The following is a 19,108-nucleotide window of genomic DNA, read 5'->3' as shown; positions in this document are numbered from 1 at the left end:
CTCTTGATACTTTGACCTTGATGATACGTAACACAAGGGCGTTTGTCTGAACATGCACCAGAGAAATGTGCGGTTGCGCACGTCATACGCCGCAACCGGGTCTGTTCGAAGCTGATTTATACGACTGGCTGCTCAGCCTTTACGCAACCAGATCAAGGCGTTGTGCTTGAGCCAGGCCTCGCGGCTCTGCAGTGTGTAGAGCGCTGCTTCATCGCGACTACCCGCCTGCCAGCTCTGGGGCTCCTGTTTGGGCAGCTTGCGCTGGCCCAGCAGACAGGCCGGAATATGGGCATTGGCCTTGATGGCGGCGTCCAGCTGCGGCTGAGCCGCCTCGGGGCCGTCACAGACAAATGCCATCAAGGCCCTGTTGTAAAGCAGCCAGCTGGAAGCCTCGTCGAAGCGCACCAGCAAGGCGCGCAGGGCGGCCCAATCCCCTTGCAGGGCATAGAGGCTAGAGAGGGGATAACGGCAACCCAACTCGTCGGCGATGCACAGGTCGAGCAGCGCCAGATATTCCTGGCGAGCCTGCTCCAGCTGGCCGAGACGCAGCAGGCAATCGGCCCTGCCGGCCCTGGCGGCGAGCAGCGGGCGTGCCTCGTGGGCACTCCAGCCGTGGCCAGCCATCTGCTGCCAGAAAGCGGCATCGAACAGCGGCTCGGCATCGTCAATCACCTTGTCAAACCAGCCAAGACGAGCCAGGGGATCGCGGCAGGCATCGGCCAGTTCGAACCACTGCTGCCACTGTTCGGCCTGCTCGCTATCGAGGGCTGCCTGAGTGCCGGGCACAGCTTGATACTCATCCAGTTGCAGCAGCTGGTTGAGCGCCGCCTTCATGTTCTGGCGCTGGCGTTTGCAAAATTCCATGAAGGGCAGCTCACTGCCGGCGGCCGCGTGCAGCATCTGGGCCATGGGCTTGTCGCGAAACAGACTGAGTTCGGCAGCGAGGCTGAAACGGTACTGGGTGGTGGGATCGTTCAGATCCTTGGGCTTGGGCCAGCTGGCGAATCCCTGACTGAAGCCGTAGCACCACTGGCCGAGGGGGTGACTCTGCTCGAACACTTGCTCCGGGCCGTCGGTAGAGAGGCGGCACTGGCTTGGCAAGGCCAGCTGGGCCTCGTCGGCCTGAGCTTCCAGTTCGGCAATCAGATGGTGCAGCGCCTCTGCGCTCTTCTCATCCAGTTCGGCGTCATGTGGCAACAGACCGGCCAGCGGGGCCTGCCAGTCAGGGGCATCCGGCCCCACCAGACGGGCGCACAGAAAACCGTGCAGCGCCGGGTAGGTCATGTCCTGCCCACTGTGGGTCTGGATCCATTGATTGAGATGACGGGTACGAGTGGATGGATTCATCGACAGTTCCTCAGGATTTGAACAGCGGCGCAGTCTACCCAAAAGTGGGGGTATTTGCAGTAAAGCACCGGCCGAATGACGATTATATCGCCATAAACCGTGAAAACGGCCTCGAAAATCATGCGGGAGCTGGGCAAGGGGCTAGGCCCTGTTGCCGCTCTTGGGGTAACATGCGCGCCCATACGGGCAATGAAAAATTGACCATCCGGATAATGAAAGAAGAGATCAGCATGTTACAGATTGGCAAGATGAACACCCTCACCGTAATCGAGCTCGAAGACAGGGGCGCCTGGCTGGCGGCCGACGAATATGGCGAGCTGCTGCTGCCCAAGCGTCAGCTGCCTGAAGGGGTGGCTGAAGGTGACGGTGTGGAGGTCTTCCTCTATCTGGATGCCGACTGTGAGCCTGTGATCACCACCGACAAGCCGTTTGCCATGGTGGGCGACATAGTCGGTCTCAAGGTGGTCAATGCCAACAAGATCGGTGCCTTTCTCGACTGGGGCATGAAAAAAGATCTGTTTGTGCCGACCCGTGAGCAGAACAAGCCGATGCAGGTGGGCCACGTCTATCTGGTGCATCTGATGCTCGACAACGAGGGCCGCATGGTAGGCACCAGCCGGCTGGAGCGGTTCCTGCGCACCGATAACCCCCCCTTCAAGGCTGGTGACGAGGTAACAGCACTGCCGGGTGAGCACACGCCGCTTGGCATCAAGGCCATCGTCAACGGTGAATATTCCGGCATGCTGTTCAAGAACGAAGTATTTGGCCGGGTGATGACGGGTCGACCGCTGACCGCCTGGGTCAAGCAGGTACGTGACGATGGCAAATTGGACTTGACCCTGCAAAAGCCGGGCATGGATCGGATGGACGATGCCGGTGGCCGGATCCTGACCCGGCTGATGAAGCAGGGTGGCAGTCTGGCTGTCGGTGACAAGAGCGAACCCGAGCTCATCTACAAGCAGTTCAACATGAGCAAGGGCACCTTCAAGAAGGCTATCGGCGGCCTCTACAAGCAGGGCAAAATCGTCATCGAAGACAACTGCATCACCCTGGTTGCCACAGATACCGACTCGGCAGTGGACAGCGAGTAAGTGCCGAGTCCCTGTATCGGCCACTGTCAGGCCAAGGACGGGCTCTGCCTCGGCTGTGGCCGTACCCTGACCGAGATTGGTCACTGGTCGGCCATGGAGAGCGACGCCCAGCTGGCCGTGATGGCAGAGCTGGACGGCTCGAAAAGCACCCATGCGTGCCCTGGTTGTGGCGAGCCGGCATTTTGCGCCGTGTCGGCTGGTGCAACAATCGCACAGTGCTGGTGCAGCCAGTTGCCTGCTCTGCCCATGAGCGAGGCCAGCGCCTGCTGGTGTCGCCGCTGTCTGGCCAAGGCCATTGCAGCGCAGCCCTGAGCGGGGGCATACCAGAAAAGAGAAAGGCGCCGAGGGCGCCTTTTTTATGCCTGTTGCTGGCGATGCCAGCGCACATGGACATCGTGCTCGTTAAGAAAGCGGGGCAGCAGGAAGGTGGCGTAGATCACCTCAAACTCATCCTGATGGTCCAGCAAGCCAACCCACACCTCGACCCAGGACTCCATGTCGACCGGTACACCGAGTTCGGTTGACCAGTCTCCATTGGGCAGGGTCGCCTCGACGGCGCCACGCTGTTCGAACTCCAGTGTGATGTCGACGATTTGTTCGGGGGCCAGCATGTCTGCGGCCTGCTCAAGAAACTGATCATAGGCCCATTCGACCAGCTGATCCGGGGTACGTTGTTCCATGAAATCACTCCAGATACATCGAGGTTCGCTACTGTAGCAAGTATTGGCGGTGGCGGCCAGACCGGTGCGGATACCGATCCGCCACCTGTCCAACGGCGCGGGTAGAAGGTATGGTTGAAGGGGGATCCACTGGAGGGGTGTCATGAAGCGACGAGTGCGGCGACAGCAGATCAAGCGACGACGGGAGGCCTGGTGGTGGCACTATCTGCCGCTGCACCAGAGCACGGTGGGCGGTCATCTGGGCCCGCCGGCAGAGACATTGCCTGCTGACCCCGATCCCTGATCGATGACGCTGATGCGCTCAGGGGCGATGTACGGCTATCCGGGCATGTTTTCTGTGCCCGATCCTCAATCGTCCTTGTATACCTTGTTGAGGGTAGCCTGGCCAAGTTGACCCATCTGGCGACGGATCCAGGCAGAGCGTTGCTGAACATAGGGGGAGGGAGGCTGGACCCGATAGCGCCAGGGATTGGGCAGGGCGGCAGCCAGCAGAGAAGCCTCGTAACGAGTCAAGCGGGCGGCCGATTTGCCAAAATAGTGCTTGGCGGCGGCCTCGGCGCCATAGATGCCGGGGCCGAACTCCACGATATTGAGATAGACCTCGAGGATGCGGGATTTGTCCCAGCCCAGCTCCATCAGCAGGGTAAACCAGGCCTCGATCCCCTTGCGCAGGAAGCTGCGATCGCTCCACATGAAGAGATTCTTGGCTGTCTGCTGGCTCAGCGTGCTGGCGCCACGTACCCGCTTGCTGCGCTGGTTGTGCTTGAGTGCCGAGCTGATGGCATCCATGTCAAAGCCGCTATGGTCGGCAAAGCGCTGATCCTCTGCGGCGATCACCGCCAGTTGCAGTTCCCGCGAAATACGATCTATGGGCACCCAGTCATGCTTGACCACGGCTATCTTGGCGGGCGGAAACAGGGCCCGTTCGATGCGCCAGGTCCACATGGGGGGATCGATGAAGCGCAGCAGCACCACCGAGACGATGGAGCCGAGCAGGACTGCCGCCAGCAGCTTGCCGAGCCAGCTCAGCATGCGCCGTCCCAGAGCCGGACGTGCCGGCTCGGGGGCATAATAGCGGGGACGCAGATCATCGGGATCCGGAATTATTGGGGCAACCATTCGATGTGGCAGAACTTCTCGTCAACACGGCGGGAGAGCAGCATGCGGGCAAACAGGTGCTCATATTCTTGTTCGGCATTACCAAGCCCGATCCAGATCTCGGCATACTCGGTATCGCTTACGGCAAATCCCACGTCCGCTTCCCAGTCATCGGCCGGATCGGTTTCCGCCAGCAGGCCGCGACTGTTGAACTCCCGGTTGAAGACGGCAATCTCCTGCTCCGGCAAGTTGTCGGAGGCCAGCTCCATGAAAAGTTCGAGTGCGGTGTCGAGCAGTTCCTCGACGCTGTGCATTTCATCGTTCAAAGACATAGATCGTCCGTTCCAGATAATAAAAATGAGACGCCCCGTCGGCGAAGCCGAACAGTGGCGCGCGGTATTCTAGCTGGCCCCCTCTTCCTTGGCGAGATCAGGCGTGCGGCCCGCCCTGTTTGCGGCAATAAAAAACCGGACCCTGGTACAGGATCCGGTCTTCATTGGGGGAAGGGGTCACGCATGGGGCGTCAGCTCATCCCTTTTTGTCATCGGCGAAGGTGATGTTGAGCTCCAGCACAGACAGCTCATCACTCTTCTTGTCCAGCTGGACCGTGATCTTGTCAGGGTCGATCTGCACATACTTGCGGATCACATCCAGCAGGTCCTGCTTGAGCTGGGGCAGGTAATCCGGCCCCCCTCTGGATGAACGCTCGTGCGCGACTATGATCTGCAACCGCTCTTTGGCCAGTTGTGCGGTGTTTTGTTTCTTGTTGGAACGAAAATAATCCAATAATGACATGTTTAACTCCCGAACAGTCGGCTAAAGAAGCCCTTCTTTTCTTCTTCCAGAAAACGAAAATCCTTGGTGTCGCCCAACAGGCGGGCAACGGCATCCTCATAGGCCTGACCGGCATCGGACTCCTTGTCCAGAATGACCGGCTCCCCCGAGTTGGAGGCGCGCAGCACAGCCTGGGACTCCGGGATCACCCCGAGCAGCTTGATGGCCAGGATATCCTGTACATCCTGTACGCTCAGCATGTCGCCACGGTTGACGCGGGTCGGGCAGTAGCGGGTGAGCAGCAGGTGTTCCTTGATTGGGTCTTCGCCGCGCTCGGCACGACGGGACTTGGAGGCCAGAATGCCAAGGATGCGATCCGAGTCACGCACGGAAGAGACTTCCGGGTTGGTGGTGACGATGGCCTCGTCGGCGAAGTAGAGCGCCATCAGGGCACCCGCTTCGATCCCGGCTGGCGAGTCGCAGACGATGTAATCAAACTTCATTTCCGCCAGCTGATCCAGGATCTTCTCGACCCCTTCATGGGTCAGGGCGTCCTTGTCCCGGGTCTGGGACGCGGGCAGGATGAACAGATTTTCGCAGCGTTTGTCCTTGATGAGGGCCTGATTGAGGTTGGCCTCACCGTTGATCACATTGACGAAGTCATACACCACGCGCCGCTCGCAGCCCATGATGAGATCCAGATTTCTCAGACCGATGTCAAAATCGATGACCACAGTCTTGTGGCCACGCTGAGCCAAACCTGTACTCAGGGCCGCGCTGGTTGTGGTCTTGCCAACGCCACCTTTACCCGATGTAACGACTATGATTCGCGCCATTCTCGCTTCCTTGTAACTCTATTTGATATGGTCTATTCGGAGTTGTTCGTTATCCAGCCGGACATGCACCGGCTGTTGTATCAGGCCTGCCGGCAGTGCATCGCTCAGTTGGAACGTGCCTGCGATGGATAGCAGCTCGGCCTGCAATTGCTGGCAATAAATCCGTGCCTGGGTGTTGCCCTTGGCACCGGCAATGGCCCTGCCACGCAGGGCGCCATAAATATGTATGCTGTCGTCGGCGATGACTTCGGCCCCCTGGCTCACCGAGCCCAGTATCACCAGCGAGGTGCCGGCGGCGTAGAGCTGTTGGCCGGAACGCACGGGGCCCACGTGCACCTTGCTCGGCACCAGAGGCGCCGGCGCGGCCTTCACCTCGGCCACCGGAGACGGGGTGGGTTCCGGCAGTGGCAGCGACTCGACCTTGCGGCTCTTGCCAGAGGCCATTACCGCCAGCCCCGCGGCCTTGGCTGCCGTCTTCATCGCCTCGTCCCTGGCGCCCGTGATCCCGACCAGTACGAAGTCCTCTGACTCGACCAGCCCTTTGAGCTGGTCAAAGTCGGGGATATCCGCGAGTCGTTCCACATTGATGACGAGGGGGGCACAATTAAAAAACTGAGGCGCCTGGGCGACTTTTGCCGCCAGTAACTGACGGATCCGCTCAGGCTTGCCATCGCTGATATGCAACACAGAAATAGTGAAGGTAGTCCCTTTCAATTCGTTATCGCGCTCAACCATGATCTTCCCCGAGACAGAGACGGTAATCCGTTATTGTTATTCAATTCCTGATGTTATAGTTTGCCACCATCAGAGGCAATAAACCCGTCGGATTATATCAACTTCCATGTTATGTGCAGTCTATAAAAGTCGTAAAAAAGCCGAGACCTATCTTTTTGTTGAAAGAAGAGAGGATTTCTCCCGCGTACCCGAGGTGCTGATGAGTACATTTGGTCGTCCCGAGCTGGTATTGATGACCAAGCTGGATCCAGCCAAGCCCCTTGGGATTGCTTCGACCAGCCGGGTCATGGAGGCGCTCGGCAGTCAGGGCTTCTACCTGCAGGTGCCACCGCCGCCCGAAAATCTGCTGGAACAGCACAAGGCACAATTAAAGGTCAGCCGCTGATGAAGGGTCAGCTGGCACTGTTATTACTGGGGGGACTGTTAAGTACTCCGTTGCAGGCCAGCCCCGATTTTGAGCGTTACGTGATTGGCCTCAAACAGGAAGCACTGGCGGCCGGTATCAAGGCCGAGACAGTGGCGGCTGCGTTTGCCGATATTCGGGTCATCGAGCCTGCCATCAAGCACGATAAAAATCAGCCGGAATTTAAAGTGACGCTGGACACTTATATTCCCCGTGCGGTCCCGCAGTGGAAAGTCAATCAGGCCAGGGCTCTATATCGTCAGCATTTGCCGCTGCTCACAAAAATAGGGGCAGAATATGACGTACAACCGCGCTTTATTGTCGCCTTGTGGGGCGTCGAAACCAATTTCGGTAAATTGACCGGTAAATTCCCGCTCATTTCTTCGCTGGCCACGCTGGCCTGGGATGGTCGACGTGAGGCATTTTTCAAAGGACAGCTGTTTGATGCCCTGCATATCATAGAGCAGGGACATGTGACCCCTGCGGCCTTCAAGGGCTCCTGGGCCGGTGCCATGGGGCAGGTGCAGTTCATGCCATCTTCCTTCCTCAAATACGCAGTCGATCAGGATGGTGACGGCAAGAAGGATTTGTGGGGCAATCTCGCGGATGTGTTTGGTTCGGCAGCCAATTATCTGCATCAGAATGGTTGGCACGGGGATGAAACCTGGGGCCGTCAGGTCAAGGTGCCCAAGACGCTGGATCCCGCCTTGCTCGGGCTGGAACAGTCCAGGCCGTTATCGGCGTGGCAGGCACTGGGTGTGAGGCAGCTCGATGGCACAGCCTTGCCCCGCGCCGATATGCAGGCCTCCCTGGTTCGCCCCGACGATGTGGAAGGGCGTGCCTATCTGGCTTATCCCAACTATCTGGTACTGCGCCACTGGAATCGCTCCCACTATTTCGTGGTGGCGGTGGGAACCCTGGCCGATCGTATCGTGGAGTAGCTGGCTCAGATTCTGGTACTTCCTCTGACTGGGCATTTCATACGATAAACAAGGGATGCGATTGCAGAGTGAATAAATCGCAGCGGTAATCTAGATGGCGGGCGTCTCCAAATAACAGGCAACAAAAAGGCGGGAATTCCCGCCTTTTTGTGTTTATGGCAAACACTGCTTATTCGCAGGCAACCTGCATCACCTTGATGGCCAGACCACCACGGGAGGTTTCACGATACTTGGAGTCCATGTCCTTGCCGGTGATGTACATGGTCTCGATGACCTTGTCCAATGACACGCGCGGCTTGGAGGTGCGACGCAGGGCCATGCGGGAGGCGTTGACCGCCTTCATGGCGGCGATGGCGTTGCGTTCGATGCAGGGGACTTGCACCTGACCGGCCACAGGATCACAGGTCAGACCCAGGTTGTGCTCCATGCCGATCTCGGCGGCTTCACACACCTGTTCCGGGCTGCCACCCATCAGTTCGGTCAGGCCGGCGGCGGCCATGGAGCAGGAGACACCCACTTCACCCTGGCAGCCCACTTCGGCGCCGGAGATGGAGGCGTTCATCTTGTAGAGCATGCCGACGGCGGCGGAGGCCAGATAGAAGCGGGTGTATTCGTCACGGCCGACCGGCTGGATGAACTTGTCGTAGTAGGCCAGCACGGCCGGTATGATGCCCGCTGCGCCGTTGGTCGGCGCGGTCACCACGCGGCCACCGGCAGCGTTCTCTTCACTCACCGCCAAGGCAAACATGTTGACCCAGTCGACGATGCTCATCGGATCGTTGGAGAGATGTTCATTGGTGGTCAGCTGACGGTAGAGCGGGGCGGCACGACGGGGTACGCGCAGCGGGCCGGCCAGGATCCCTTCGGTACGGCAGCCGCGTTCGATCCCCTCCCGCATGGTGGTCCAGATCTTGCCAAGTTTCTTGTAGATCTCTTCCGGGGTGTTGAAGCACTTCTCGTTTTCCAGCATCAGGGCGGAGATGGAGAGACCGGTCTGGCTGCAGTGGGCGAGCAGCTCTGCTGCACTCTTGAACGGATAGCTCACCGACATGTCGCCGCTGTCGGCCTTGCCGAAGTTCTCTTCGTCGACGATGAAACCACCACCGATGGAGTAATAGGTCTTGCTGTAGATAGCCTCATCTTCGATGAAGGCGGTCAGCTTCATGCCGTTTTCGTGCAGCGGCAGCGCCTCGTCATGGAACACCATGGCGCCCTGCGGGAAGCTGACGGTGTGGCAGTGCAGGCCGATCGGCAGGCGGCCGGTCTGCTCGACACGGGAGATGAATTCGGGGATGCCGTCGATGTCGACGTTCTCGGGCAGGTTGCCCGCCAGACCCATGATGATAGCGGTATCGGTGTGATGACCTTTGCCGGTCCAGGAGAGCGAGCCATAGACATCGACCTGGATCCGGGTGATGTCACGGATCTTGCCGCCAGCACGCAGTTCATCCACGAACTGTTTGGCAGCTTTCATCGGGCCGACAGTGTGGGAAGAGGAGGGGCCAACACCGATTTTGAAGATATCAAAAACGCTGATCATGTAACAATTACCTCAGGATAGAAGGGGGCGCCATGCCCACTCGCAGAAACGGGATGATCCATGGGACGAGGGCGTCGTCGCCGAGGTCAATGAACCAGATAACCCTAGTGTAACGATTCAAAGCCTAAAAAAAGTTGAAATAGATCTATTTTTGTTGAATTAGAGGCGCGAGTATAAAATTTATTTTGATGCTTATCCATTTTGTTAAGCACTTGGCAAACGTTTTGCAAAAAAATACCCGGCCAGGCCGGGTATTGCGGGAAAAAGTGGAGTCAATTGGCTGTTTTTAACATTCTGTAATGTTAACAGCCAGGCCGCCGCGGGCTGTCTCCTTGTACTTGGTCTTCATGTCGTTGCCGGTTTCCCACATGGTTTTGATCACCTTGTCCAGCGACACCTTGTGTTCACCTGTGCCACGCAGGGCGAGGCGGGCGGCATTGATGGCCTTGACTGCGCCCATGGCATTGCGTTCTATGCAGGGCACCTGCACCAGCCCTCCCACCGGATCGCAGGTGAGACCCAGGTTGTGTTCCATGCCGATCTCTGCGGCGTTTTCGACGATGGAGGGGCTGCCGCCCAGGATCTCGGTCAGGGCACCGGCGGCCATGGAGCAGGCAACGCCCACTTCTCCCTGACAGCCCACTTCGGCTCCCGACAGCGAGGCGTTTTTCTTATATAGGATGCCGATGGCGGCGGCGGTGAGGAAGTAGCTCAGCAGCAGCTCGTCATCCACCTTGCGCACAAAGCGATCGTAGTAGTGCAACACGGCGGGAATGATGCCGGCGGCGCCGTTGGTAGGGGCTGTGACCACACGGCCACCGGCGGCGTTCTCCTCGTTGACGGCCAGCGCAAACAAGTCCACCCACTCGATCACCATCAGGGGATCCTTGTTGAAGTTGGTCTCGCAGTTGAGCTGGCGATGGAGGGCCGGGGCCCGGCGCTTCACTTTGAGGCCGCCCGGCAACACCCCTTCGCTGCGGCAGCCGCGTTCGACACAAGCCTGCATCGCCTGCCAGATCTTGCGCAGACCGGCTTTGATTTCCTCTTCGCTCCGAAATACCTTCTCGTTGGCCAGCATCAGACCCGAGATGGAGAGACCGCTCTCCTGGCAATGGGCCAGCAGCTGGGCGCCGCTCTCGAACGGGTAGGGGACGGGGTGGGCTGCATCGAAGCGGGCCGCCTCTTCCTTGGCGTTGGCAAAATGGCTCTCCTCTATGATGAAGCCACCGCCGATGGAGTAGTAGGTCTGCTCAAGCAGCAGAGCCTTGCCTGCAAATGCGCGCAGCGTCATGCCGTTGGAGTGAGCGGCCAGGGTCTTGCGGCGATTGAAGATGATGGCACCGACCCGGGCGAACTGGCATGGCTGCTCACCCGCCAGCAGCAAGGACTGGCTGCGATCCACTTCGCTCAGGAAGGCGGGAATGGCTTCGATATCCACCGATTCCGGTTCAAAGCCAGCCAACCCCAGAATGATGGCCTTGCCTGTGCCGTGACCCTTGCCGGTCTGGCCGAGAGATCCGTAGCACTCTACTTCCACCCGTTCTGTGCCGGGCAGCAGACCCTGCTGCTTGAGCGCGTTAACAAAGGCGTAAGAGGCCCGCATCGGCCCCACCGTATGGGAAGAAGAAGGGCCGATCCCGATGGAAAACAGGTCGAAGACACTGATCATGACACCACTCCGATTATGGGTTTCGTCTAAACATTGTAAATTTTTTGTAGTCGATGGAAAGCGGGGAAGCTGAGGCGTGTGATGGCGGCATACAAATGAGTGGCTGGCAGCGGGCAAAGAAGGTTGGAATGAGCGCACTGACATCAAAGAGAAGGAGCGAGACCCGGGCCCGCTCCTTTGCACTGTTCAGTCAATCATCTGCGTTCAGTCACTCAGTCGAGGAACTCGCACAGATAGGCGGTGGGCGTTTTCACTTCCAGCTTGAAAGAGGAGTGGCCGGCCACCTCGAAGGATTGGCCCTGACTGTAGGTGTGCCATTCGTCCTCATCGGCCAGCTGTATGGTGAGAGCACCCTTGACCACAGTCATCCGCTCGGGGGCGGCGGTATTGAACTGGTAGTCACCGGCTTCCATCACACCAACCGTCGCTTTGTCACCTTTTTGCTCGAAACCGATGGATTTTACATTTCCGTCAAAATATTCGTTAACTTTCAGCATGTTTTCATCCCTGTATGCACGTTTGCCCAGCAAAAATAGCACAATGTTTTGCCAGTTGTCATGAATAAAGCCAGAAAAATCGTCATGTTCCTTTTGAATCTTCACTTTGTCGCAAAGTTATCAATAAGTTCCGTTAACGATTTGTCGATTTAAAACAGCAGATAAATATGAGATAAAACGCGCGCTCAGGGGAATAAACAGGTGTTTTTCCCCTGTCTGGTTAATTGCACTGGGAAAGTGTGAATTTTTGCTAAATAAAGGAACATTCTGTGTTAACAAAAGGACTCATTAAGAACATTGGCTTCCAGGTTGTGGTTGCCATGGTGCTGGGCGCACTGGTGGGGGCGTTCATGGGTGAACAAGCCAGCATCTTTGCACCGCTTGGTACCCTCTTTATCCAGCTGATCAAGATGCTGGTGATCCCGCTGGTGGCAGTTGCCATCCTGTCGGGGGCGGCCAATCTGGGCGCGAGCCCGGCTGCGGGCAAGATAGGCGTCACCACTCTGGTCTTCTTCCTCGGCACATCGGCACTGGCCGTGCTGCTGGCGCTGGTGATGGGACAAATCTTCAAACCGGGTGTCGGCGTCGAATTTGGCTCCATGGCCTCCATGTTCACCGGTGACTACGCCGACAAGGGCGCCCTGCCGGATGCGGTATCTACCCTGCTTGGCATGATCCCGACCAACGTCTTCCAGTCATTGAACGAAGCCAACATACTGCAGATCCTGGTGTTCTGCATGTTCCTTGGCATCGCGTTGGCCAAGCAGCCACGCGAGCGAGCCAAACCGCTGGTTGACGGGCTCAACACCCTGGTGGACGCCTTCGTCTGGATGATCAACAAGGTGATGCTGATTGCACCGCTCGGTGTGTTCGGCCTGATGGCCGAGGCCATAGGGACTTACGGCTTTGACGTGCTGACTCTGGTGCTCAAGTTGTTCGTGGTCTATGTTGCTGCCATCCTGATCTTCGGATTCGTGGTCTACCCGCTGCTCATCGTACTGTTCTCCAACACACCGGTACGCAAGTACTTCTCCGCCATGAAGAAGCCGCAGATCGTGGCCTTCTCCACCGCCTCTTCCATGGCGACTCTGCCGGTCAACATGGAAACGTGCGAACACGATCTGAAGGTGACCAACGCCACGGCTTCCTTTGTGCTGCCGCTCGGTGCCACCATCAATATGAGTGGCAATGCCATCTATTACGGTCTGGTCGCCATCTTCTTCGCTCAGGTTTACAACATAGATCTCTCCATGGGTGCCTGGGCTGCCATCATAGTGACGTCTACCTTGGGGGCGATTGGTCAGGCCGGTGTGCCTGGCCCGAGCTTCCTGGTGGTGGCTGTGTTGCTGGCTGCCGGCATCCCCATCGAGGGGCTGCCGCTGTTGTTCGCACTGGATCGTCTGTTCGACATGATCCGTACCGCGTTGAATATCACAGGGGATGCGGCCTGCGCCGTTATCGTCGACCGTTATAGCCCGGATTACGATCCGGATCGCTGGTCAAAATAACAGGTACACAAACGAGTCAATGACAAAGGGGCCTGCCGGCCCCTTTCTTTATGGTGTCTCACCCGTGTTTCGCTGCAACTGGGCCAGCGCCTGCTGGCAGCGCTGCTCGGCGGCGTCGAGCTCCAGCAACACCATCTTGATGTCTTCCAGCTGCTGTTGCAGCGTTTCCCGCTTGTCGGCCACCAGTCCCAGCATGGTTTGCAGCTGGGTACGGCTGCTCTTGTCTGCATCATAGAGATCAAACAGATCCCGGATATCCGCCAGGCTGAAGCCCAGACGCTTGCCGCGCAGGGTCAGTTTGAGGCGAACTCTGTCCTGCTTGCTGTAAATCCGTGTCTGTCCCTGGCGGGCAGGATTCAACAGTCCCTGATCTTCATAAAAACGAATACTTCGGGTCGTAACATCAAATTCACGGGCCAGTTCACTGATGCTGTAGGTCCGTGAGTCATCCTTGGTTCGGTTCATGGCGCTATCTTGACTGTCATTTTGTTGTCAATGCAGGCTGGCACCTTACCCAAACGTCAACTGCCCCGCAAGTCTTGTTCCAGCAGCGGGAGCAGCATATGTTATGTCCATGTAACAAGGAGAGTGCAATTGATGGATATTGTGATTGTTGCGGCCAAGCGTACCCCCATGGGGGCCTTCCAGGGAGCCTTGGCCAACCTGACCGCCCCCGAGCTCGGTGCTTGCGCCATTGCTGCCGCCATGGCACAAGCCGGGCTCAAGGGGGAGCAGATCGATGAAGCCTACATGGGCAATGTGCTCAGTGCCGGGGTGGGGCAGGCGCCCGCCCGTCAGGCTGTGTTGAAGGCAGGTTTGCCGGAGAGTGTGCCATGTACCACTGTCAACAAGGTGTGTGGTTCCGGCATGAAGGCGGTGATGCTGGCGGCAGACAGCTTGCGTCTGGGTGACACCGACATAGTGATCGCCGGTGGCATGGAGAGCATGAGCCGGGCGCCTTACCTGCTCGACAAGGCGCGCAGCGGTTTTCGCATGGGGCATCAGAGCGTGCTGGATCATATGTTCCTCGACGGCTTACAGGATGCTTACGAAGGCCAGTTGATGGGCCATTATGCCCAGTTGAGTGCGGATCGCGCCGGTCTGGCCCGCTCCGACATGGACGCTTTTGCCATCGCTTCCCTGACGCGTGCGCTGGCTGCCCAGCAGAGCGGTGCTTTCAAGGCCGAGCTGGCCCGGGTTACTGTCGGTGACACCCTGCTGCTCGCCGAGGATGAGCAGCCTGCCAAGGCCAGGCCCGACAAGATCCCCCATCTGAAACCGGCATTCAGCAAGCAGGGCACCATAACGGCTGCCAATGCCAGCTCCATCTCGGACGGAGCGGCGGCGCTCATCCTGATGCGAGCCGAGATGGCGGCGCAGCTGGGCCTGCCTGTGCTGGCCCATCTGGTGGGTTATCAAAGTCATGCCGCTGCGCCTGCCGAGTTTACCAATGCGCCCATCGGCGCCATCAATGCCTTGCTATCCAAGATCGACTGGCGGGCGGAAGAGGTCGATCTATTCGAAATCAATGAGGCGTTTGCCATGGTCAGCATGCTGGCCATGGCGGGTTGCAACCTGCCTCATGACAAGGTGAACGTGAACGGCGGGGCCTGCGCACTGGGGCATCCACTGGGGGCGAGTGGTGCCCGTATTCTGGTTACGCTCATTCATGCACTGCATGCGCGCAGTCTGAAACGGGGTGTGGCAAGCCTGTGTATCGGTGGAGGGGAGGCGACTGCCGTCGCCATCGAGTTGAGCTAATCTGTTTCCGCCATGGCCTGGAATTGCTGATTGACCCAGGCGGTGGCGGCCAGATAGAGCTGGCTGACCTTCTCTTCATTGAGCCCGAGTCGGGCCGTTCTGGCGGTAATGCGCTGCCAGTTCGCACTCTCATAATCTTCACAAAACGAGAGGTAGAAACCCAGGTTTCCCTTGCGTTCCAGCAGGGCGACCCGGATCTCCTCGATCAGGGGGATAGTGCCGAGCAGCCTGTCCATCGGCTGCTCCATCAAGACATCCAGCAAAGAGAACAGACCCGTGATAAAGGCTTGCTGCGCCTCCTGGGTGGGGGCATGGGTGTGCGCCAGCAGCTCGCAAAAGCGGGCCCGGATCATGGACATCTGATAGAGCTCGGCACTCTTGCCATGGCCCGCGCTGGTGGCGGCGACCAGGGTCACGAAGCGCTTGAGCTGGGTGTGCCCCAGATAAACGGCCGCCTGGCGAAACGAGGAGATGGGGTTGGCGTGGCTCTTCAGGTGATTGACGTAACGCAACAACTTGAGGGATAGCGAGATATCCTGGCTCAGCAGCTGTTCGATACGATTGAGGTCCGGTTCCTCCTGGTTGACTACATTGAGCAGTTGCATCACCACCACCTGGGCGGGCTGCATTGTGGTCTGCCTCACCATTTCGGGACGGCTGAAGAAGAACCCCTGGAACAGATCGATACCGAGCCGCTTCACTCGTTCAAACTCCGCCTTGTCTTCAACTTTCTCCGCCAGATAAGTGAGCTTGAGATGCTGGTGTTGCTGGATGAACACCTTGATCCGCAACAGCGAGGTGGCGCGCAGATCGAACTTGATGATGTGAATATAGGGCAGGAAGCGCTCCCATTCGTCCGACATGGTGAAGTCGTCCAGCGCCAGCTGATAACCAAGCTCATGCAACTGCTGCACTTTGGCCAGCAAAGCATCGTCAGGATCTGCATCTTCCAGAATTTCGATGACGACCTTCTCTTGTGGCAGACATTCCGCCAGCCCTTCCAGCAGCAGGGAGTGGGGAAAGTTGATAAAGCAGGGGCGCCCGCCAAGCAACTGATCGATGTTCTGTTGCAAAAATTGCTCGACCACCAGTCTGGCCGTGGCCTGCTGGGAGGAAATCACCGGAAACACATTATCCAGACTGTCGCGAAACAGCAGCTCATAGGCATAGGTGTTCAACTCCCGATCCAGGATGGGCTGCCTTGCTACGTATGAATACATGCATCTCTCCAGCGTGAGTACTGGATTGATTTTATTGTGAAGATGAGCACTATGCCAGCGCTGCGGAACCGGAAACAGTCAATAACTGGCATAGTGCTTGAATGGGAGGGTACCGGGGTTGGAAGAGCCGGTTAGAAGAGATAGTTCAGCTGCAGGCCAGCCAGCCAGGCATCCCCTTCCGAGGTGCCCTGGAAGGTAGAGGTGGTTTGCGGGATCCCCGGCTTGAGCTCCATGGTCTCGGACACACCCACTTTCTTGCCATCGATCAGCGTCAGGCCCAGATCCAGCGAGAGGTTGCGATCAACCTGATAGCCCACACCGGCGCTGTACCAGACCCGGTCCGAGTCAGGGATGGAGATGGTGCGGCGATCGGCCGGGACCGGGCTGCGATCATAGGCAATACCTGAACGCAGTTGCCATTGTGGTGCCAGCTGATAGGTCAGGCCCAGCGCATAGCGCCAGCTGTCTTCCCAGTGCTCATCCTTGATGTGCATGATGCCGTGATTGTCGAGCTCGGATTCGAGCTGCACGAATTTGCTCCAGTTGGTCCAGTTGATGCTTGAGTGCAGGGCCAGGGTCTGGGTCAACTGATGGAACAGAGCCAGCTCGGCCGTGGCGGGCAGGGGCAGATCCAGGCTGCCGGTGTCGGTAAACGCCTGACCATTTTGCTCGATGCCGATGGCATCGCCGGAGAGCGTCAGGGTCACATCATGCCGGTAGGAGAGACCAAGGCGGGTTGTTTTTGACAGCTCCAGCAGAGTGCCCAGGTGCCAACCCATGGCCCAGCCATCCCCTTTCAGGTGTTTGGCTATCTTGTTGTTGGAAGGGAAGGTGCCACCCACTTCTCCCTCACCCTGAATGGCGGAAAGGCCGCCGCCGACAGACCACATCTGATTGATGCGATAGGCCAGCGAAGCACTCAAATCCAGGGTCTTGATGTCCGAGATATTGCCGAAGTGACCGGCATTGTAGTTATCCGGCATCTCGACGCCGAGGCCGTAGTAGGAGGTGGCTGCCAGCCCCAGTCGCCACTGCTCATTGAGCGGCACTATCAGATAAGCGTTCGGGACCCAGGCATCGCCAGCAATATCGTGGGCTGCTGCATCCAGATTGACCGGGCCCATGGCGGTAGGCACCCGGGTGGTCCCCTCTATGTTGACGTCGGGGCGGACATAGATGAAACCACCAGAGAAAGCCACTGTATCGAAACGAGTCATGGCGGCCGCATTGCGGGAGAGCACGCTGGCGTTGTCAGCGATGGCTGCCTCGCCTGCGAAGGCGCGGCCCATGCCGGTAGCGGATTGTTCGGCCAGCTGGAAACCTGCTCCCTGGGCCTGGCTTGACAGTACCAGCAGGGCGACAAGAGATGGCTTCATAAAGGAGTGCATTGCGTTGTCCTTGAAAATGAACGCTGGGTTCAATCGGTCTTATGGTCGGGTGCAGGATTTTATATGGTATGACCAGTAAGGCAACGGGCTCAGCCCTGTGGGGTGTAAAACAAGATTAAATGCTGAGAAGTAGGGGGCTAATGGCTTGATAAAAAAGGAAATGTGAACAGGTGTTTGCTACAGCTGTACGCTGAAAACAGGATGTTGAATAAAAAAAGAGCGCCCGTAGGCGCTCTTTTGGTTCTGCAAATAATCAGAATTTCATGTTGAACTGAGCAGAGGCCAGCAAAGCAGTACCGCTAGAGGTACCCTTCCAGCGTACCGGATCGGAGTGGCTGGTAAGGCCTTCGTTCACGTCCACTTTCTTGCCGTCCAGATAGGCCATGCCGAAATCGACACTCATGTCCTTGTCGATGTTGTAGGTGGCACCAGCGCTATACCAGACGCGGTCGGAGTCCGGAATGCTCAGGCTGCGATATTCAGCCTCGATCGCGGTCTTGTCATAGGCGAAACCGATGCGGGCTTCCCAGGACGGATTGATGTACCAGGTTCCGCCCAGAGCGTAACGGGTGGAGTCCTTGAACTTCTCGTCTTTTTGCAGACAGACGCCGCCGGCGCAGGAGTTGCTGGTGGCCTTGAGCTCCTGGAAGGCGCTCCAGTCAGTCCAGTTGACGGAGTAGTGCACGGCGAACTGCGGATTCAGACGGTGGTAACCGGCGAACTCGGCCTGGGCCGGCAGATCCAGTTTCAGATTGCCATCAACAGTGTTGTAGCCTGAGCTCAAACCCTTGAAGTCACCGTCAAAGCTCAAATCCACTTGGGAGCGATAGGTCAGAGCGAAACGATGATCCTCGTTTACCTCGTACATGGTGCCGACGTTCCAACCAAAGCCCCAAGTGTCGCCTTTCAGGTGCGCTATGGCGGTGTCGCTGTTATGGACTATACCTGTCTTGGCGGTCAGAGCCGGGGCGAGGGCACCAGCATAACGGTTTAGCTCGGCCTTGGCGTAGACTGCGTTGATGCCAGCACCGACGCTGAAGTTTGAGTTGATGCGATAGGCGATATTCGGGTTGATGTTGAAGGTCAGCAGCTCGGTATCACCGGCACCTGCACCGGCAGCGAAGTTCTTGGAGTACTCGGTCGCCAGACCGTAGTTGGAGAACATGCCGATACCCCAGGCCCACTGATCGTTCAGTGGCTGGATAAAGTAGGTAGCAGGGACGAAGGCATCCGGTGCGATATCAGACTGGCTGGCGCTGGCCATTTTAGCGGGGCCTGCATAGATATCACCTTCAACATCCACATCCGGCTTGATGTAAGTACCGGAAACGGAGAGTGCCATCTTGTCAAAACGGGTCATGGCTGCCGGGTTGCGTGACAACACGGAGGCGTTGTCGGCAATGGCTGCTTCCCCTGCATACGCACGACCCAGACCGGAGGCCGAGTGTTCGTTCAGCTGGAACGCGGCAGCGAAGGTTTGGGTACTGGCCAGAGTAACGGCGGCCGCGATCAGGCTTTTTTTGAAAAAGGCAGTTGTCATAGTGTTCTCTCTTGTAGGCAGATTTTCTGTCAGCATCAGGGCTTTTTTGCCACCGTATACGACAAGATCTGTTGTTATTT

21 protein-coding genes are annotated in these 19,108 nt (G+C 57.9%); 7 read left to right on the top strand and 14 right to left on the bottom strand.

Annotated elements, in window-relative coordinates; genetic code table 11:
• Positions 1-132 precede the first annotated feature (132 nt).
• On the bottom strand, positions 133-1,347 hold the full coding sequence (locus AC1P02_RS17205) for a UPF0149 family protein (RefSeq protein WP_099993349.1): 1,215 nt from the start codon (positions 1,345-1,347) through the stop codon (positions 133-135).
• A gap of 212 nt (positions 1,348-1,559) precedes the next feature.
• On the opposite strand from AC1P02_RS17205, the gene AC1P02_RS17200 reads away from it, so the two are divergent.
• Both AC1P02_RS17200 and AC1P02_RS17195 read left to right on the top strand, forming a co-directional pair.
• A complete protein-coding gene (locus AC1P02_RS17200) occupies positions 1,560-2,438 on the top strand; it encodes a CvfB family protein (RefSeq protein WP_306637975.1) in 879 nt (292 codons plus the stop codon).
• The gene (locus AC1P02_RS17195; protein ID WP_021139268.1) at positions 2,439-2,750 is read left to right on the top strand and encodes a DUF1289 domain-containing protein; all 312 of its coding nucleotides are present in this window, start codon (positions 2,439-2,441) and stop codon (positions 2,748-2,750) included.
• Positions 2,751-2,794: 44 nt separating this feature from the next.
• On the opposite strand, the gene AC1P02_RS17190 is transcribed toward AC1P02_RS17195, so the two are convergent.
• Positions 2,795-3,118, bottom strand: coding sequence for an HI1450 family dsDNA-mimic protein (locus tag AC1P02_RS17190; RefSeq protein WP_005311259.1), 324 nt, complete (start codon positions 3,116-3,118; stop codon positions 2,795-2,797).
• A gap of 142 nt (positions 3,119-3,260) precedes the next feature.
• On the opposite strand from AC1P02_RS17190, the gene AC1P02_RS17185 reads away from it, so the two are divergent.
• Complete coding sequence (locus tag AC1P02_RS17185) at positions 3,261-3,401, top strand: hypothetical protein (protein ID WP_162829730.1); 141 nt, start codon at positions 3,261-3,263, stop codon at positions 3,399-3,401.
• A 65-nt stretch (positions 3,402-3,466) separates the two neighbouring features.
• On the opposite strand, the gene mtgA is transcribed toward AC1P02_RS17185, so the two are convergent.
• From mtgA to minC, 5 genes are all read right to left on the bottom strand, one after another.
• Positions 3,467-4,237, bottom strand: a complete 771-nt coding sequence (gene mtgA / locus AC1P02_RS17180; RefSeq protein ID WP_192896124.1) for a monofunctional biosynthetic peptidoglycan transglycosylase — start codon at positions 4,235-4,237, stop codon at positions 3,467-3,469.
• A complete protein-coding gene (locus AC1P02_RS17175) occupies positions 4,222-4,548 on the bottom strand; it encodes an HI1450 family dsDNA-mimic protein (protein ID WP_005311263.1) in 327 nt (108 codons plus the stop codon). The genes mtgA and AC1P02_RS17175 overlap by 16 nt, the downstream gene beginning before the upstream one ends.
• A gap of 196 nt (positions 4,549-4,744) precedes the next feature.
• Entirely contained in the window at positions 4,745-5,011 is a 267-nt protein-coding gene (minE, locus tag AC1P02_RS17170; RefSeq protein WP_005311265.1) for a cell division topological specificity factor MinE, read from the bottom strand.
• A gap of 2 nt (positions 5,012-5,013) precedes the next feature.
• The gene (gene minD, locus AC1P02_RS17165; RefSeq protein ID WP_005311266.1) at positions 5,014-5,826 is read right to left on the bottom strand and encodes a septum site-determining protein MinD; all 813 of its coding nucleotides are present in this window, start codon (positions 5,824-5,826) and stop codon (positions 5,014-5,016) included.
• Between the two features lie 18 nt (positions 5,827-5,844).
• Positions 5,845-6,561: a septum site-determining protein MinC gene (minC, locus tag AC1P02_RS17160; RefSeq protein WP_485182742.1), complete on the bottom strand. Its 717-nt coding sequence runs from the start codon at positions 6,559-6,561 to the stop codon at positions 5,845-5,847.
• Positions 6,562-6,667: 106 nt separating this feature from the next.
• Here minC and AC1P02_RS17155 point away from each other — a divergent pair, with 106 nt between their 5' ends.
• Both AC1P02_RS17155 and AC1P02_RS17150 read left to right on the top strand, forming a co-directional pair.
• A complete protein-coding gene (locus AC1P02_RS17155; RefSeq protein ID WP_059167725.1) occupies positions 6,668-6,946 on the top strand; it encodes a YcgL domain-containing protein in 279 nt (92 codons plus the stop codon).
• Positions 6,946-7,905 (top strand): lytic murein transglycosylase, encoded by a 960-nt coding sequence (locus AC1P02_RS17150; protein ID WP_485182741.1) that lies wholly within the window; start codon positions 6,946-6,948, stop codon positions 7,903-7,905. The genes AC1P02_RS17155 and AC1P02_RS17150 overlap by 1 nt, the downstream gene beginning before the upstream one ends.
• Before the next feature lie 169 nt (positions 7,906-8,074).
• Here AC1P02_RS17150 and AC1P02_RS17145 read toward each other — a convergent pair whose 3' ends face one another.
• From AC1P02_RS17145 to ppnP, 3 genes are all read right to left on the bottom strand, one after another.
• Positions 8,075-9,445, bottom strand: coding sequence for an L-serine ammonia-lyase (locus tag AC1P02_RS17145; RefSeq protein ID WP_005311275.1), 1,371 nt, complete (start codon positions 9,443-9,445; stop codon positions 8,075-8,077).
• A 286-nt stretch (positions 9,446-9,731) separates the two neighbouring features.
• Positions 9,732-11,114 carry an L-serine ammonia-lyase gene (locus tag AC1P02_RS17140; RefSeq protein WP_485182740.1) on the bottom strand — a complete coding sequence of 461 codons (1,383 nt, stop codon included), beginning with the start codon at positions 11,112-11,114 and terminating at the stop codon, positions 9,732-9,734.
• 212 nt (positions 11,115-11,326) lie between these two features.
• Positions 11,327-11,611: a pyrimidine/purine nucleoside phosphorylase gene (ppnP, locus tag AC1P02_RS17135; protein WP_005311279.1), complete on the bottom strand. Its 285-nt coding sequence runs from the start codon at positions 11,609-11,611 to the stop codon at positions 11,327-11,329.
• A 269-nt stretch (positions 11,612-11,880) separates the two neighbouring features.
• On the opposite strand from ppnP, the gene AC1P02_RS17130 reads away from it, so the two are divergent.
• Entirely contained in the window at positions 11,881-13,119 is a 1,239-nt protein-coding gene (locus AC1P02_RS17130) for a dicarboxylate/amino acid:cation symporter (protein ID WP_005311281.1), read from the top strand.
• A gap of 48 nt (positions 13,120-13,167) precedes the next feature.
• On the opposite strand, the gene AC1P02_RS17125 is transcribed toward AC1P02_RS17130, so the two are convergent.
• Positions 13,168-13,584, bottom strand: a complete 417-nt coding sequence (locus AC1P02_RS17125; protein WP_005311283.1) for a MerR family transcriptional regulator — start codon at positions 13,582-13,584, stop codon at positions 13,168-13,170.
• A gap of 132 nt (positions 13,585-13,716) precedes the next feature.
• On the opposite strand from AC1P02_RS17125, the gene AC1P02_RS17120 reads away from it, so the two are divergent.
• Complete coding sequence (locus tag AC1P02_RS17120; RefSeq protein ID WP_485182739.1) at positions 13,717-14,880, top strand: acetyl-CoA C-acyltransferase; 1,164 nt, start codon at positions 13,717-13,719, stop codon at positions 14,878-14,880.
• Here AC1P02_RS17120 and AC1P02_RS17115 read toward each other — a convergent pair.
• The 3 genes from AC1P02_RS17115 to AC1P02_RS17105 form a co-directional block, all read right to left on the bottom strand.
• On the bottom strand, positions 14,877-16,100 hold the full coding sequence (locus tag AC1P02_RS17115; RefSeq protein ID WP_034524016.1) for an EAL and HDOD domain-containing protein: 1,224 nt from the start codon (positions 16,098-16,100) through the stop codon (positions 14,877-14,879). The two genes, AC1P02_RS17120 and AC1P02_RS17115, sit on opposite strands and share 4 nt — an antisense overlap.
• Positions 16,101-16,231: 131 nt before the next feature.
• Positions 16,232-17,488, bottom strand: coding sequence for an outer membrane protein transport protein (locus AC1P02_RS17110; RefSeq protein ID WP_485182738.1), 1,257 nt, complete (start codon positions 17,486-17,488; stop codon positions 16,232-16,234).
• 253 nt (positions 17,489-17,741) lie between these two features.
• A complete protein-coding gene (locus AC1P02_RS17105; RefSeq protein ID WP_087755651.1) occupies positions 17,742-19,028 on the bottom strand; it encodes an outer membrane protein transport protein in 1,287 nt (428 codons plus the stop codon).
• Positions 19,029-19,108 lie beyond the last annotated feature (80 nt).

The sequence above is a fragment of the Aeromonas sp. TS_SC_11 genome (assembly GCF_057318915.1).
The sequence above is the reverse complement of the archived record's forward strand: the minus strand, read 5'-3'. Positions and strand labels throughout refer to the sequence as shown.

Bases quoted from the DNA above. Each gene is read 5' to 3' on its own strand.
- AC1P02_RS17155 (WP_059167725.1), top strand. From the start codon at position 6,668: ATGTTATGTGCAGTCTATAAAAGTCGTAAAAAAGCCGAGACCTATCTT.
- AC1P02_RS17140 (WP_485182740.1), bottom strand. From the start codon at position 11,114: ATGATCAGTGTCTTCGACCTGTTTTCCATCGGGATCGGCCCTTCTTCT.
- ppnP (WP_005311279.1), bottom strand. From the start codon at position 11,611: ATGCTGAAAGTTAACGAATATTTTGACGGAAATGTAAAATCCATCGGT.
- AC1P02_RS17125 (WP_005311283.1), bottom strand. From the start codon at position 13,584: ATGAACCGAACCAAGGATGACTCACGGACCTACAGCATCAGTGAACTG.
- AC1P02_RS17120 (WP_485182739.1), top strand. From the start codon at position 13,717: ATGGATATTGTGATTGTTGCGGCCAAGCGTACCCCCATGGGGGCCTTC.
- AC1P02_RS17205 (WP_099993349.1), bottom strand. From the start codon at position 1,347: ATGAATCCATCCACTCGTACCCGTCATCTCAATCAATGGATCCAGACC.
- AC1P02_RS17190 (WP_005311259.1), bottom strand. From the start codon at position 3,118: ATGGAACAACGTACCCCGGATCAGCTGGTCGAATGGGCCTATGATCAG.
- AC1P02_RS17185 (WP_162829730.1), top strand. From the start codon at position 3,261: ATGAAGCGACGAGTGCGGCGACAGCAGATCAAGCGACGACGGGAGGCC.
- AC1P02_RS17115 (WP_034524016.1), bottom strand. From the start codon at position 16,100: ATGTATTCATACGTAGCAAGGCAGCCCATCCTGGATCGGGAGTTGAAC.
- AC1P02_RS17200 (WP_306637975.1), top strand. From the start codon at position 1,560: ATGAAAGAAGAGATCAGCATGTTACAGATTGGCAAGATGAACACCCTC.
- AC1P02_RS17150 (WP_485182741.1), top strand. From the start codon at position 6,946: ATGAAGGGTCAGCTGGCACTGTTATTACTGGGGGGACTGTTAAGTACT.
- mtgA (WP_192896124.1), bottom strand. From the start codon at position 4,237: ATGGTTGCCCCAATAATTCCGGATCCCGATGATCTGCGTCCCCGCTAT.
- AC1P02_RS17110 (WP_485182738.1), bottom strand. From the start codon at position 17,488: ATGCACTCCTTTATGAAGCCATCTCTTGTCGCCCTGCTGGTACTGTCA.
- AC1P02_RS17105 (WP_087755651.1), bottom strand. From the start codon at position 19,028: ATGACAACTGCCTTTTTCAAAAAAAGCCTGATCGCGGCCGCCGTTACT.
- minC (WP_485182742.1), bottom strand. From the start codon at position 6,561: ATGGTTGAGCGCGATAACGAATTGAAAGGGACTACCTTCACTATTTCT.
- minD (WP_005311266.1), bottom strand. From the start codon at position 5,826: ATGGCGCGAATCATAGTCGTTACATCGGGTAAAGGTGGCGTTGGCAAG.
- AC1P02_RS17175 (WP_005311263.1), bottom strand. From the start codon at position 4,548: ATGTCTTTGAACGATGAAATGCACAGCGTCGAGGAACTGCTCGACACC.
- AC1P02_RS17145 (WP_005311275.1), bottom strand. From the start codon at position 9,445: ATGATCAGCGTTTTTGATATCTTCAAAATCGGTGTTGGCCCCTCCTCT.
- minE (WP_005311265.1), bottom strand. From the start codon at position 5,011: ATGTCATTATTGGATTATTTTCGTTCCAACAAGAAACAAAACACCGCA.